At 71.3% G+C, this 14111-nt stretch carries 10 protein-coding genes; 3 read left to right on the top strand and 7 right to left on the bottom strand.

Features of this window, described 5'->3' with window-relative positions; translation table 11 throughout:
- Positions 1-42: 42 nt before the first annotated feature.
- Positions 43-2949, bottom strand: coding sequence for a vitamin B12-dependent ribonucleotide reductase (locus tag ACIBTX_RS13580; RefSeq protein WP_357122652.1), 2907 nt, complete (start codon positions 2947-2949; stop codon positions 43-45).
- A gap of 35 nt (positions 2950-2984) precedes the next feature.
- Positions 2985-3485 carry a transcriptional regulator NrdR gene (gene nrdR, locus ACIBTX_RS13575; RefSeq protein WP_355053254.1) on the bottom strand — a complete coding sequence of 167 codons (501 nt, stop codon included), beginning with the start codon at positions 3483-3485 and terminating at the stop codon, positions 2985-2987.
- A 518-nt stretch (positions 3486-4003) separates the two neighbouring features.
- Here nrdR and lexA point away from each other — a divergent pair.
- Positions 4004-4789 (top strand): transcriptional repressor LexA, encoded by a 786-nt coding sequence (gene lexA, locus ACIBTX_RS13570; RefSeq protein WP_355053253.1) that lies wholly within the window; start codon positions 4004-4006, stop codon positions 4787-4789.
- A 114-nt stretch (positions 4790-4903) separates the two neighbouring features.
- Here lexA and ACIBTX_RS13565 read toward each other — a convergent pair whose 3' ends face one another.
- A complete protein-coding gene (locus tag ACIBTX_RS13565; RefSeq protein ID WP_396832516.1) occupies positions 4904-6631 on the bottom strand; it encodes a hypothetical protein in 1728 nt (575 codons plus the stop codon).
- Positions 6632-6681: 50 nt separating this feature from the next.
- On the bottom strand, positions 6682-8136 hold the full coding sequence (gene hflX / locus ACIBTX_RS13560) for a GTPase HflX (RefSeq protein WP_396832515.1): 1455 nt from the start codon (positions 8134-8136) through the stop codon (positions 6682-6684).
- A gap of 185 nt (positions 8137-8321) precedes the next feature.
- Between hflX and ACIBTX_RS13555 the strand changes: the two genes are divergently transcribed.
- Positions 8322-9788, top strand: coding sequence for an NAD-dependent malic enzyme (locus ACIBTX_RS13555; RefSeq protein ID WP_357393627.1), 1467 nt, complete (start codon positions 8322-8324; stop codon positions 9786-9788).
- A gap of 152 nt (positions 9789-9940) precedes the next feature.
- Here ACIBTX_RS13555 and dapF read toward each other — a convergent pair whose 3' ends face one another.
- From dapF to ACIBTX_RS13540, 3 genes are read right to left on the bottom strand one after another with little or no spacing between them, the layout of a single operon-like run.
- Positions 9941-10786, bottom strand: coding sequence for a diaminopimelate epimerase (dapF, locus tag ACIBTX_RS13550; RefSeq protein ID WP_357398688.1), 846 nt, complete (start codon positions 10784-10786; stop codon positions 9941-9943).
- A 7-nt stretch (positions 10787-10793) separates the two neighbouring features.
- Positions 10794-11813: a tRNA (adenosine(37)-N6)-dimethylallyltransferase MiaA gene (gene miaA, locus ACIBTX_RS13545; RefSeq protein ID WP_396832514.1), complete on the bottom strand. Its 1020-nt coding sequence runs from the start codon at positions 11811-11813 to the stop codon at positions 10794-10796.
- Positions 11696-12463: a hypothetical protein gene (locus ACIBTX_RS13540; RefSeq protein ID WP_396832513.1), complete on the bottom strand. Its 768-nt coding sequence runs from the start codon at positions 12461-12463 to the stop codon at positions 11696-11698. The genes miaA and ACIBTX_RS13540 overlap by 118 nt, the downstream gene beginning before the upstream one ends.
- Before the next feature lie 201 nt (positions 12464-12664).
- Here ACIBTX_RS13540 and ACIBTX_RS13535 point away from each other — a divergent pair, with 201 nt between their 5' ends.
- The gene (locus ACIBTX_RS13535) at positions 12665-13873 is read left to right on the top strand and encodes a DUF349 domain-containing protein (protein WP_357122632.1); all 1209 of its coding nucleotides are present in this window, start codon (positions 12665-12667) and stop codon (positions 13871-13873) included.
- Positions 13874-14111: the final 238 nt, after the last annotated feature.

Here is a 14111-nt window from a genome sequence, read left to right as displayed (position 1 = left end):
CCGACCTCCACCAAGGAGGCCGGGGCAGCGCTGGGGCGTACGTCAGCTGCAGCCGCTGGTGGAGCCGCAGCCCTCGCAGACGTAGCAGCTACCGGCGGGGCGCATCTTCGTACCGCAGGTGAAGCAGAGCGGCGCGTCGGCGGCCTTGCCGATCACGGCCTCCAGCAGCTCGGTGCTGGAACCCACGCTCGTCACCGGCTTGGCGGCGGCCACGTCGGCCATCTCCTGGGCCGGCTGGGCGACGGCCTCGGTCTTGGCCGGAGCCTCCACCGGCGCGGAGGACGCCATCGCGGTGAGATCCGCACCGGTGACGGCGGCGGCCTCCGCGTCGGCCTCGGCCCGCAACTGGGCGGCCCGCTCACCGGCGGTGAAGATGCCCAGCTCGGCGCGGCGCTCGTAGGGCAGGAAGTCCAGCGCCAGGCGACGGAAGATGTAGTCCATCACCGAGGCCGCCATCCGCACGTCCGGGTCGTCGGTCATACCGGCCGGCTCGAAGCGCATGTTGGTGAACTTGCTGACGAACGTCTCCAGCGGCACGCCGTACTGCAGGCCGATGCTGATGGCCACCGAGAAGGCGTCCATCACGCCGGCCAGGGTCGAGCCCTGCTTGGACATCTTGAGGAAGACCTCGCCGAGGCCGTCGTCCGGGTAGGACGACGCGGTCAGGTAACCCTCGGCACCACCGACGGAGAAGCTGACCGTCTCGGACGGGCGCTTCTTCGGCAGGCGCTTGCGCACCGGCCGGTACTCGATGACCTTCTCCACCGCGGCCGGCGCGGCGGTCGTGGTCTCGACGGCGGCCGGCTCGGTGGCCTTGTTCTTCTTGGCCACCGACAGCGGCTGGCCGACCTTGCAGTTGTCCCGGTAGATCGCCAGGGCCTTGAGGCCGAGCTTCCAGCCCTCGAAGTAGATCTTCTCAACGTCCTCGACGGTGGCCGCCTCCGGCATGTTGACCGTCTTGGAGATGGCGCCGGAGACGAACGGCTGGATGGCCGCCATCATCCGCACGTGGCCCATCGGGGCGATGGTCCGCTCACCCATCGCGCAGTCGAAGACCGGGTAGTGCTCCGGCTTCAGGCCGGGGGCGTCCACCACGTGGCCGTGATCGGCGATGTGCTCGACGATCGCCTCGACCTGCTCCTCGGGGTAGCCGAGGCTGCGCAGGGCGCGCGGCACGGTCTGGTTGACGATCTGCATCGAGCCGCCGCCGACCAACTTCTTGAACTTGACCAGCGCCAGGTCCGGCTCCACGCCGGTCGTGTCGCAGTCCATCATGAAGCCGATCGTGCCGGTCGGGGCGAGGACGCTGGCCTGCGCGTTACGCCAACCGTTCTTGTCACCGATCTTGTTGCCCTGGGTCCACTGCTTGGTCGCCTCGCGGACGATCGCGGTCGCCACCGGGCTGGTCGGCTTGATCTCGTCATTGGCGGCGGCGTGCTTGCGCATGACCCGCTTGTGCGGCTCGGCGTTACGGGCGTAGCCGTCGTACGCGCCGACGACCCCGGCCAGCTCGGCCGAGCGCCGGTACGCGGTACCGGTCATCAGGGACGTGATCGCGGCGGCGACCGAGCGGCCCTGCTCCGAGTCGTACGGCAGACCGGTGGCCATCAGCAGGGCGCCGAGGTTGGCGTAGCCGATGCCGAGCTGCCGGTAGGCCCGCGACGTCTCGCCGATCTTCTCCGTCGGGAAGTCGGCGAAGCAGATCGAGATGTCCATCGCGGTGATGACGAACTCGACGGACTTGACGAACTTCTCCACCTCGAAGCCACCGTCGGCGCGGAGGAACTTCATCAGGTTGAGCGAAGCCAGGTTGCACGAGGAGTTGTCCAGGTGCAGGTACTCCGAGCACGGGTTCGACGCGGTGATCCGCCCGGTCTCCGGGCAGGTGTGCCAGTCGTTGATCGTGTCGTCGTACTGCAGGCCCGGGTCGGCGCACTCCCAGGCGGCCTGGGAGATGGCACGGAAGAGGTTCTTGGCATCGACGGTCTCGATCGTCGCGCCGTCCAGCCGACCGCGCAGGTCGAAACCCTTGCCGTTCTCGACCGCCGACATGAACTCGTCGGAGACCCGGACCGAGTTGTTGGCGTTCTGGTACTGCACGCTGACGATGTCGGAGCCGCCGAGGTCCATGTCGAACCCGGCGTCGCGCAGCGCGCGGATCTTGTCCTCCTCGCGCGCCTTGGTGACCACGAACTCCTGGATGTCCGGGTGGTCCACGTCGAGGATGACCATCTTGGCCGCGCGCCGGGTGGCACCGCCGGACTTGATGGTGCCGGCCGAGGCGTCCGCGCCACGCATGAAGCTGACCGGGCCGGAGGCGTTGCCGCCGGAGGAGAGCAGCTCACGGGACGAGCGGATGCGCGACAGGTTGACGCCGGAGCCGGAGCCGCCCTTGAAGATCAGCCCCTCCTCCTTGTACCAGTCGAGGATGGAGTCCATCGAGTCGTCGACGGCCAGGATGAAGCAGGCGCTGACCTGCTGCGGCGACGGCGTACCGACGTTGAACCAGACCGGCGAGTTGAAGCTGAACACCTGGTGCAGCAGCATCCAGGTCAGCTCGTGCGCGAAGATCTCGGCGTCGGCCGGGCTGGCGAAGTAGCCGTACTCCTCGCCGGCGGTGCGGTACGTGCTCACCACCCGGTCGATGAGCTGCTTGAGCGACCACTCCCGCTCCGGGGTCCCCACCGCGCCCCGGAAGTACTTCGTGGTGACGATGTTCGCCGCGTTGACGCTCCACGACTCCGGGAACTCCACGCCCCGCTGCTCGAAGTTGATCGAGCCGTCCCGCCAGTTCGTCATCACGACGTCCCGGCGCTCCCACGAGACCTCGTCGTACGGGTGGACCCCCTCCGTCGTCCACACGCGCTCGATCTTCAGCCCCGCGCCTGCCTTGTTCCGTGAACGGCTCGTTGTCACGCCGTCGCCCCCCTCGTCTGCGCGGTCACCCACCGCGCGTCCTGATCTCTCGGAAAAACAGTGAAGTCTCAGTTGGTACGGCCGGCGGCCTCGACCGCGTCGGCCCGACCCTGCTCCCGGGCTCGCGCCGCAGCCCGCAGCGTCTCGATCTCGCGCTCGAAGTCGGCGAGCGAGTCGAAGGAGCGGTAGACGCTGGCGAACCGCAGGTAGGCGATCTCGTCCAGGTCGCGCAGCGGGCCCAGGATCGCCAGGCCCACGTCGTGGCTGGGGATCTCGGCGGCCCCCTTGGCCCGGACCGTCTCCTCCACCCGCTGCGCGAGCAGCGCGAGTGAGTCGTCGTCCACCGGCCGGCCCTGGCACGCCTTGCGCACCCCGCCGATGATCTTCGTGCGGCTGAACGGCTCGGTCACCCCGCTGCGCTTGACGACCGCGAGGACCGCCTCCTCGACCGTGGTGAACCGCTTGCCGCACTCCGGGCAGGAACGCCGCCGCCGGATGAGCTGACCGTCGTCGGCCTCCCGCGAGTCGACCACCCGGGAGTCGGCGTGCCGGCAGTACGGACACCGCATCGCGGACCCCCTAATCATGATCAATCGCGTCGTACCGGACACACCCGGGCACAGGCCGCCGCAACGGTGCCATGCGCTCATGGCGCCCGCTGTGATCGACCCTACGGGAGTGCGGTCGGTAGTCAGACCCAACCTGTGGGCAACTTACGCCCGTGTCACTACTACATCTAGGGGTCGACGGTATGTCGCCGACGAACCCGGGTCAAGTTGACCGGCGTGTCCGGCGCGTCACGGACCATCGGCGTCGTCCACCCCCCGCGAGACCAACGCCGACACCCCGCCCGGGTTACCGGCCACCCACCCCGAGCGCGACCGGAATCGGCCAACAATCGAACACGCGTGCTACTCGACGTACCATTTATCAGAACATCCGTACGAGGAGAGTGGTTTTTCACCCCGACACGCCGGTGAGAGGTCGTACAGATGTTTGAAAATGACCGATCTCACCTATACGGTCAGGAACAACCGCACGCACCACGAGCCGACGAGGCACCCAGCGCCGACCAGGGAGGACGGACGTGACCGAGGACCGGGCCAGCCGGCCGAAGAGCCCGCAGCAGATTACCGAGGCGGGCCCGCCGGCCACCCGACGCCGCACCGCCGCGCGCAGCCGGACGGGTCAGCCCGCCGTGCGCCCGGTCACACCGGTGGTCAGCGCCTTCCCCGACCCGGCGACGGTCGACCTGACCGCTCGCCAGCGCCGCATCCTGGAGTTCATCCGCACCTGGGTGGAGCGGCACGGCTACCCGCCGAGCGTCCGGGAGATCGGCGAGGCGGTCGGCCTGGTGTCCCCGTCGAGCGTCGCCTACCAGCTCAAGGAGCTGGAAAAGAAGGGCTTCCTGCGACGCGACCCCAACCGACCGCGCGCCGTGGACGTCCGCGCGCCCAGCGAAGCCATCGACGACGAGCTGTCCCGCGCCCAACGACCCACCCCGGCGTACGTGCCGATGCTCGGCCGGATCGCTGCCGGTGGACCGATCCTCGCCGAACAGGCCGTGGAGGACATCTTCCCTCTCCCCCGCGAGCTGGTGGGCGAGGGCGAGGTCTTCATGCTCCAGGTCAAGGGCGACTCGATGCTCGACGCGGCGATCTGCGACGGCGACTGGGTCGTCGTACGGCAGCAGCCGACCGCCGACTCGGGTGAGATCGTGGCCGCCATGCTCGACGGCGAGGCGACCGTCAAGACCTACCGTCGCCGGGACGGGCACGTCTGGTTGATGCCGCAGAACCCGGCCTTCGACCCGATTGCCGGTGACGACGCCACCATCATGGGCCGGGTCGTCGCGGTACTCCGCCGGATCTGACCGACACGCGGGTGGGTGCCGTCGGCGCTCACCCGCGTCGCTCGACTGTTCGCCCCCTGCTGACCGGGCAATCCGGCAGGACCGTCGCAGTGCGGCCAGGTGACGCCGATCGCGTCAGTAGCGGTCGCCCCGAGGGCCACGACCGCCGCCGGGATACTGCCCGTACGGGTCGACGGGCGCGTCATCGTCACGTCGGCGACCGGGCCGCTGAGCCCGGTAGTCCGGCTCCTGCCCACCGCGGCGCGGCGGCTCGGCCCGACCGCCACCGGCTCGACCACCGCCGGGCTGACCGCCGCCGGGCTGACCACCGCCGCCGTACACACCGCCGCCCGGCCGGCCACCACCGCCACCGGGCCGGCCACCTCCGGGACCGCCGGCACGGCCGCCGCCGTACACACCCCCGCCGGCCGGAGCGCCGGCCGGAGCGCCGCCACCCCCACCGGGCCGGGCAGCGCCGTAACCGCCTCCTGCCGGGCCGGCTGGACGCCCACCCCCGGCACCGGCCGGACGTCCACCCCCGCCGCTGGGGCGTTCGCCTCCGCCGCCGTAGACAGCACCGCCAGCGGGAGCGGGACCACCCCGGCCGGAGCCGCCGTAGACCCCGCCGCTGGCTGCTGCGCCGCCGTACACGCCGGCGTTGGGTCGGCCGCCGCCCGGCGGAACACGGTCGGCCCCGGGCGTGCCAGCGCGGTCGTCGGCGTCGTCCGCCGAATCGTCGGCGGCGGGCGGTCGACGGCGGGCGCGCACGATGCCGAAGATGCCGGCGCCGACGAGCAGCAGACCGAGTACGCCGACCGCGCCCACCAGATAGGTGATATCGGTGAAGCTGAGCCCGTCCATCCACGACTTCTTGGCCGCCGGCTTGTCGCCCGCGGTCGCCGCCAACGGCTCGGCCGCGCTGGTGGACGGCGTGTAGCTCAGGATGTCGACCGGCTCGTCGGCGGCGAACTGACCGGCGTCGGAGACCGTCACGAAGGACTTGCCGTCCGGGGTGTAGGAGATCGCCTCGCCGAACGGGTCGGCCAGCGCCGTCACCCGTGGCTTACCGGTGGTGAGCGCTCCCACGATGTCGTTGTTGGTGACGTCGTACTCGAAGGCGTCCGCGTAGGTACGGACGACGACGCGGGTGCCATCCGGCGATCGGGCGGCGCCGGTGATCGCGAGCCGCCCGTAGACGCTCAGCGGATTCTCGGTGGTGGTCTTCGGCAGCTTGATCTCGCCGACCTTCTTCATCGGCACCGGCGGGGTGTCGCCGTTGTTCAGCTTCGCCGACGGGGTGAAGATCTCCGAGTTGCCCTTCGCCACCTTCGTGATGATCAGTGGCAGGCCGTCGGCCCCCACCAGCAGCGCCTCCGCGTCACGGGGCTTGTTCTCCGGGTAGGAGAGCCGGTGCAGCACCGGCTGCTTGTTACCGGCGATCGGCATCGTCCAGACCGCGATCCGCGTCCGCCGCTCCTTGCTGGTGGCGTTGTCGCCGATGTCACCGATCCACAGGGTGTCGCCCTTCGGCGAGACGGCGAGATCCTCGGTGTCGAACGGCCCCGAACCCGAGTAGCGGACCGCATCCTTGGCGACCTTGCACTTGCTGTCGAGGAAGAAGATCCGCTTCCGCGAGTCGACCTCGGTGCCGTCGTTGATGACGATGTAACCGCTCTTGGTCGCGACCAGGCCGGACAGCTCCCGCAGGCGCTCGTCGGTGACCGTACAGCGCTTCTTGCCGGCGACCGCGGCGAGCGGCTGGGATGACACGGGAGCGGGAGCGGCTACGGCGACTCCGGCCAGCGCCACGGTTGCCCCGAACAGGCCGAGGGCAACCGTGACCGAGGAAACAACGCGGCGCATTCGGCCAGTGTCGCATGCCGCGCGTTTCCGATGGATGACGCCGGGGCCGCTCAAGGCCGGCTGCCGACCGCCTCGCCCTTGGGCGCCACGTCGTACGGCGCCAGCTCGGCGGCGAGCGCCGCGCTGACCCGGACGTGCAGCAGAGTGCCTTCCGCCAGGTGCGACGTGCTGAGCACCTCGCCCGAACGGTGCACCCGGGACACGAGGTCCCCCCGGTCGTACGGCAGGACGACCCGCACCTCCACGGCGGGTTGCGGAAGCCGCTCCTCGATCGCCGCGCGCAACCCGTCGACGCCCCGACCGGAGTGCGCCGAGACGAAGATCGCGTCCGGCCAGAGGCGCTTGAGCCGCAGCAGCGTGTCCTCGTCGGCGGCGTCGGTCTTGTTGACCACCAGCAGCTCGGGGAGCCGGTCCGCGCCCACCTCGGCGAGCACCTCGTGCACCGCCCGCACCTGCTCCTCCGGATCCGGATGGGTGCCGTCGACGACGTGCACCACCAGATCGGCCTCCGCGACCTCCTCCAGCGTCGAGCGGAACGCCTCGACGATCTGGTGCGGCAGGTGCCGTACGAAGCCGACCGTGTCGGAGAGCGTGTAGAGCCGCCCGTCCGAGGCGGTGGCCTTGCGGGTCGTCGGGTCCAGCGTGGCGAACAGCGCGTTCTCCACCAGGACGCCCGCGCCGGTCAGTCGGTTGAGCAGGCTGGACTTGCCGGCGTTGGTGTAGCCGGCGATGGCCACGGCGGGCACCGAGTTGCGGGTACGACGGGCACGCTTGGTGACGCGTACCGTCTTCATGCTCTTGATCTCGCGACGCAGCCGGGAGATGCGGTGCCGGATGCGCCGCCGGTCGGTCTCCAGCTTGGTCTCACCGGGACCACGGACACCCACACCGCCGCCGGCGCCGCCGCCGCGACCGGAACCACCGGTCTGGCGGGACAGCGTCTCACCCCAACCGCGCAGTCGGGGCAGCAGGTATTCGAGCTGGGCCAGCTCGACCTGCGCCTTACCTTCCTTGCTCTTGGCGTGCTGGGCGAAGATGTCGAGGATCAGCGCCGTGCGGTCGACGACCTTGACCTTGGTGCGCTGCTCCAGGTTGCGCAGCTGCGACGGGGACAACTCGCCGTCACAGATGACCGTGTCGGCGCCGGTGGAGAGCACCACCGCGCCGAGGTCGTCGACCTTGCCGCGACCGATGTAGGTGGCCGGGTCGGGTCGCGTACGACGCTGGATCAGCCCTTCGAGCACCTGCGAGCCCGCCGTCTCGGCGAGCGCGGCCAGCTCGGTCAGGGAATTCTCCGCGTCGGTCACCGTGCCCTCGGTCCAGACGCCCACCAGGACCACCCGCTCCAGCCGCAGCTGGCGGTATTCCACCTCGGTGACGTCGCTGAGCTCGGTGGAGAGGCCTGGGACGCGCCGGAGAGACTGCCGCTCCGACAGGTCCAGCTCGCCGGTGGTGACATCGTCGAACTCGTCCTCGACGGGGACGAAGTTCTCCTGGTCTCGCAAGCGGTTCTCCTGTCCGTTTTGATAAGTAGAACGTAATCCTGACACGTCACAACGCCCAGCGCACCTGCTATATGCCCGTGCTGGAGGTCGCCAAAAGCGGGGGCGAATACCAGTCGACCTCCACAACCCGGTAGAAATGCTCAGGCGGCGGCCGACCGGCCGCACAGCCGTGACGGAGGGATCCCGTGGCCATCACCCGACTGCCGAGCGCCGGATTTTCGATCACCATCCGGATCGCCGTGACCGCGGACGCATCCTCGATCGGTCGGCTCACCACCTCCGTCGGCGAAGCCGGAGCGATCGTCACGGCGCTGGACGTGGTGGACTCGGACCCGACCCACGTGATCGTCGACCTGACCTGCGATACCGCCGACGCCAAGCACGCCGACCAGGTGGTCGACGCGCTCCGGACGCTGGACGGCGTGGACGTGCGCAAGGTGTCCGACCGGACGTTCCTCCTGCACCTCGGCGGCAAGATCGAGGTGACCTCGAAGGTCGCCCTGCGCAACCGTGACGAGCTGTCCCGCGCGTACACCCCGGGGGTGGCCCGGGTCTGCATGGCGATCGCCGAGAACCCGGCGGACGCCCGGCGGCTGACCATCAAGCGCAACACCGTCGCGGTGGTCAGCGACGGCTCGGCGGTGCTCGGCCTGGGCAACCTGGGCCCCGCCGCCTCGCTGCCGGTGATGGAGGGCAAGGCCGCGCTGTTCAAGCGCTTCGGCGGGGTCGACGCCTGGCCGGTGGTGCTGGACACCCAGGACACCGACGAGATCGTGCAGATCGTCAAGGCGATCGCGCCCGCGTACGGCGGGATCAACCTGGAGGACATCGCCGCGCCGCGCTGCTTCGAGATCGAGGCCCGGCTGCGCGAGGCGCTGGACATTCCGGTCTTCCACGACGACCAGCACGGCACCGCGATCTGCGTGCTGGCCGCGCTGACCAACGCGCTGCGCGTCGTGGGCAAGCAGCTCTCGGACGTCCGGGTGGTCGTCTCCGGCGCGGGCGCGGCCGGCACCGCGATCATGAAGCTGCTGCTGCGTCAGGGCGTCGGCGACATCATCGCGTACGACCGCCAGGGCGCCCTGCACCGCGGCCTGACCGACCTCAACCCGGCCTGGCAGTGGCTGGCGGAGAACACCAACAAGGAGAACTACTCGGGCGACCTGCCCGGGGCGATCCGGGGCGCCGACGTGTTCATCGGGGTCAGCGCCCCGAACCTGCTCACCGGCGACGACATCGCCGGCATGGCGAAGGACGCGATCGTCTTCGCGCTGGCCAACCCCGACCCGGAGGTCGACCCGCGGGAGGCGCGCAAGCACGCCGCGGTGGTCGCCACCGGCCGCTCGGACCAGCCGAACCAGATCAACAACGTGCTCGCCTTCCCCGGGGTGTTCCGCGGCATGTTGGACGCGCACGCCGAGGAGTTCACCGAGGAGATGGCGATCGCCGCGGCGCGGGCCATCGCCGACGTGGTCGGCGAGGAAAAGATCAACCCGACGGTGATCGTGCCGAGCGTCTTCGACTCCCGGGTGGCCCCGGCGGTCGCCGCCGCCGTCCGCGCCGCCGCGCACAACCCCAGCCCGCTCCCGGCCGCCGACCCCGGCCCGGCGGACCTCCCCGAAATCGCCGCCACCGCCAGCGCCACCCCCTAAACCCCCACCTAGCCCCCTCCCCCGCCCGGCCCCGCTTCGACTTCCCCGGTGATCAAGAGGTTCGCGTCAGAATCGGTGCGAGTCTTGACGCGAACCTCTTGATCAACACGTGCGAAGGGCCCGGAGGCAGGGGGGGTTGGGGGGTTGGGGGGTTAGGGGGTTGGGGTGGGGAGGGTTACCTGGCCGGTTGCTACCAGGATTGCGGGGCCGGAGAGCCAGCAGGAGTCCTTGGTGACCGTTACGGTCAGGCGGCCGCCGGGGACGTCCACCGCCACCACACCGGTGTCCCGGCCGGCGTCACGCAGGACCACGGCCGCCACCGCGCAGGCGCCGGTGCCGCAGGACAGGGTCTCGGCGCTGCCGCGCTCGTACACCCGCATGAGGCTGTGCCCGTCGGTGTCGCCGACCGGGTCGCCCGGCACGATCAACTCGACGTTCACGCCGGCCGGGAAGACCGCCGGGTCGAACTCGGGCGCGACGGTCAGGTCCAGCGCGGACAACTCCACGCCACCGGGCAGGACGCACACCAGATGCGGGTTGCCGACGTCCACGACCGTGCCGGACAGGGTCAGACCACCCAGGGTGGCGGCCGACTCGTCGTACATCCGGGGTCTGCGCATCTCGACGGAGACCGCGCCGCCCTCGACCAGCGCGCGCACGACGCCGGCGCGGGTGGCCACCGGCAACGCCGCGCCGACGGGCGTGGCGAGCCCGGTGTCGAGCAGGTAGCGCACGAAGACCCGGGCGCCGTTGCCGCACATCTCGGCGAACGAGCCGTCCGCGTTCCAGTAGTCCATGAACCACTCGGCCTCGCCGGCCTGGCCGGCGCCGTCAGGATGCTTGGCCGCGCGGACCACCCGCAGTACGCCGTCCGCGCCGATGCCGCGACGCCGGTCGCAGAGCGCCGCGACCAGCTCCGGGGTCAGGTCGAGCTGACCGTCCGGGTCGGGCAGGAGGACGAAGTCGTTGCCGGTGCCGTGCCCCTTGGTGAACTCCACGATCCCATCATCGCGCAGCAGCCGGCACCAGGTGCAGGGCGGCCTCGATCAGGTCCGGCGCGGCCGAGTCGAGCCACTGGATGCGGGGGTCACGCCGGAACCAGGACCGCTGCCGGCGGACGAACCGCCGGGTGGCCCGGACCGTCTCGTCGTGCGCCTCTTCCTCGGTCAGCTCGCCGTCGAGCAGGCGCAACACCTGCTGGTAGCCGAGCGCCCGGCTCGCCGTCCGCCCCTCGGCCAGGCCCCGGCCGACCAGCTCGCGGGTCTCGTCGACCAGCCCGTCGGCCCACATCCGGTCCACCCGCAGCGCGATCCGCTCGTCCAGCAGGCCGGTGTCGAGGTCGACGCCGAGCTGCACCGACGGGTAGTACGGGGTGGGCTGCGGCAGCGACGCGGCGAACGGCGCGCCGGTCAGCTCGATCACCTCCAACGCCCGGACGATCCGCCGGCCGTTGCCCGGCAGGATGCCCTCGGCGGCCACCGGGTCGACGGCACGCAGCCGGGCGTACAGCGGCGCCGGCCCGACCTCGGCCAACTCGCGTTCCAGCCGTTCCCGCAGCGCCGCGTCGGTGCCCGGGAACTCGAAGCGTTCCAGCACCGCCCGCACGTACAGCCCCGAGCCACCCACCAGCAGCGGCACCCGCCCCCGGGACAGGATGTCGTCCACCGCCGCACGGGCCAGCCGCTGGTACTCCGCGACGCTGGCCGGCTCGGTCACCTCCCAGATGTCGAGCAGGTGGTGCGGCACGCCGTCCCGCTCGTCGACGGTCAGCTTCGCGGTGCCGATTTCCATGCCCCGGTAGAGCTGCATCGAGTCGGCGTTGACCACCTCACCGTCGAGGGCGTGCGCGAGCGCGATGCTCAGCGCCGACTTGCCCGCCGCCGTCGGCCCCACCACCGCGACGACTGTCACATCCGCTCCCAGGACGCCACGAAGTAGGCCACCCCGTAGGGCGCCGACTCGTGCAGCAACTCGCCGCGCCACCCGCCGCCGCCGACGCGGGCCGCGTCGGCGAGCACCTGCCACGCCGCCCGGCCGGCGACCTTCAACTGCGCCGACAGACCGGGGTCCAGGTCGCGCAGGGCGTCCAGGTCCGCCTCGGCCAGGGCCGTGGCGACCCCTTTGTCGTACGGGAGAGCGCGCTGGTCGTCGTACCCGGGAGCCTGCTGGCCCCGGCAGGCCGACCCGTCACCGAGCACCAGCAGCGCCACCCGGTCGCCGGCGGCGGCGACCTGGGCGCCGAGCGCGGCCACCTCGACCGGCCCGGCGTCGGCGGCCACCTGAACGGCGGTCACCTGCGCTGCGGTCTCGGGCCCGGCCGTCACCCGCGTCGCGGTCGCCTGCCCGGCCGTCGTCGGCGCATGCCGGGCCAGCAGCCACGCGCCGATGGTCAGGCTCAACGGCAGCACGGCGCCGCGGCCCGGCTGGCCGGGGACCAGGGGCACGTCCAGGTCGACCCCCCACGGCTGGAGCGAGCCGGTTGCCGGGGGTTGGACCGGGCCGGTCACCGGGCCGACGCCGAGCAGCACCACCACCTCCGGGCCGGTCGCCAGCAGCCGGCCGACGGCGAGATCGCAGGCCGACCGCAGGTCGTCCAGTTCGCTGGCGGCGGCACCGGCCACTTCGGGCACGAGCAGGGGCGGATGTGGGCAGACGGCGGCGGCGACCAGTGGCACCCGTTCACCGTAGCGGGAATCCCCGGTGCGTCTCCGCCGCGATCCGGTCAATCAGGCCCTAGGACACCGTATGGTCACGGTCGGCGATAGGCGCTCGACGCGGACCGGGTCGGACCTGTGACAATGCCGGAAGCAACTTGGCTGCGCCGTGGCGGCGACGGGGGACTGCTCCCTCGACGCCGGGAGAACGAGGATGGGCACATGAGCGACTGGACTGCCTTCGGACGGGTGGACGCGGACGGCACCGTTTACGTCAAGACCGCCGAGGGCGAGCGGGTGGTCGGATCCTGGCAGGCAGGAGCGCCGGAGGAAGGGCTCGCGCACTTCGCGCGCCGCTTCGCCGACCTGGTCACCGAGGTGGATCTGACCGAAGCGCGGCTCAACTCGGGCGCGGCGGACGCCGGGCACTCGTTGAGCACGATCCGGCGGATCCGCGCCACGCTGCCGGAGGCCCACGTGGTCGGCGACATCGACGCCCTGACCGCCCGACTGGACAAGCTGGCGACCCTCGCCGAGGAGAAGGCCACCGAGGCGCGCGCCGCCCGGGACGCCGCCCGCGGTGAGGCCCTGGCCCGCAAGACCGCCCTGGTCGAGGAGGCCGAGAAGCTCGCCGCGGAGTCGACCGGTTGGAAGACGGCCGGTGACCGCCTCAAGGAGATCCTCGACGAGTGGAAGACCATTCGCGGGGTCGACAAGAAGGCCGACGGCGAGCTGTGGAAGCGCTTCGCCGCCGCGCGGGACGGCTTCACCCGGCGCCGTGGCGCCCACTTCGCCTCTTTGGACGCGCAGCGCAAGCAGGCGCAGACCGTCAAGGAAGAGCTGGTCGCCGAGGCCGAAAAGATCAAGGAATCCACCGAGTGGGCCGCCACGGCCAACCAGCTCAAGGAGCTGATGACCCAGTGGAAGGCCGCGCCCCGCGCCTCCAAGGAGGCCGAGCAGAAGCTCTGGGAACGGTTCCGGGCCGCCCAGGACGCCTTCTTCAGCCGGCGCAGCGAGGTCTTCTCGGCACGGGACAACGAGCAGCGCGGCAACCTGGAGCGTAAGCAGGCCCTGCTGGCCGAGGCCGAGGCCCTGGACATCGACGCCGACCCCAAGGGCGCCCAGGCCAAGCTGCGCGAGATCCAGGCACAGTGGCACGAGGCCGGCCGGGTGCCCCGCGAGGCCGCCGCCGGCCTGGAGCGCCGGTTGCGCGTCATCGACGACAAGGTCCGCGAGGTGATGGACTCCGCGTGGCGGCGTACCACCAAGGAGGACAACCCGCTGCTCGCCCAGATGCGGGCCCAGGTGGCGGAGGCCGAAGAGCGGCTGTCCCGGGCGCAGAGTGCCGGGGACGCCCGGCGCATCAAGGAGGCCGAGCAGGCCCTCGCCTCCAAGCGACAGTTCCTCCAGCTCGCCGAGCAGGCCGGCTGACCCGACGCAATTCGCGAGCCCCCGGTCCCCGCGCGGGACCGGGGGCTCGCGCGCGTCCCGGGGTCGTCCACTCCGCACCACCTAGCCGCGCATCCCCACCTCATCCGACACGCACGCCCGCACGCCCACACACACGCACACCCGCACACCCGCACACCCGCACACCCGCACACCCGCACACCCGCACACCCGCACACCCGCACACCCGCACACCCGCACACCCGCACACCCGCACACC

Source organism: Micromonospora sp. NPDC049359 (assembly GCF_044466585.1).
Lineage (GTDB): Bacteria > Actinomycetota > Actinomycetes > Mycobacteriales > Micromonosporaceae > Micromonospora.
Note: the sequence above shows the minus strand (reverse complement) of the source record. Positions and strands in the feature narration are given on the sequence as shown.

Bases quoted from the DNA above. Each gene is read 5' to 3' on its own strand.
- ACIBTX_RS13535 (WP_357122632.1), top strand. From the start codon at position 12,665: ATGAGCGACTGGACTGCCTTCGGACGGGTGGACGCGGACGGCACCGTT.
- nrdR (WP_355053254.1), bottom strand. From the start codon at position 3,485: ATGCGGTGTCCGTACTGCCGGCACGCCGACTCCCGGGTGGTCGACTCG.
- ACIBTX_RS13565 (WP_396832516.1), bottom strand. From the start codon at position 6,631: ATGCGCCGCGTTGTTTCCTCGGTCACGGTTGCCCTCGGCCTGTTCGGG.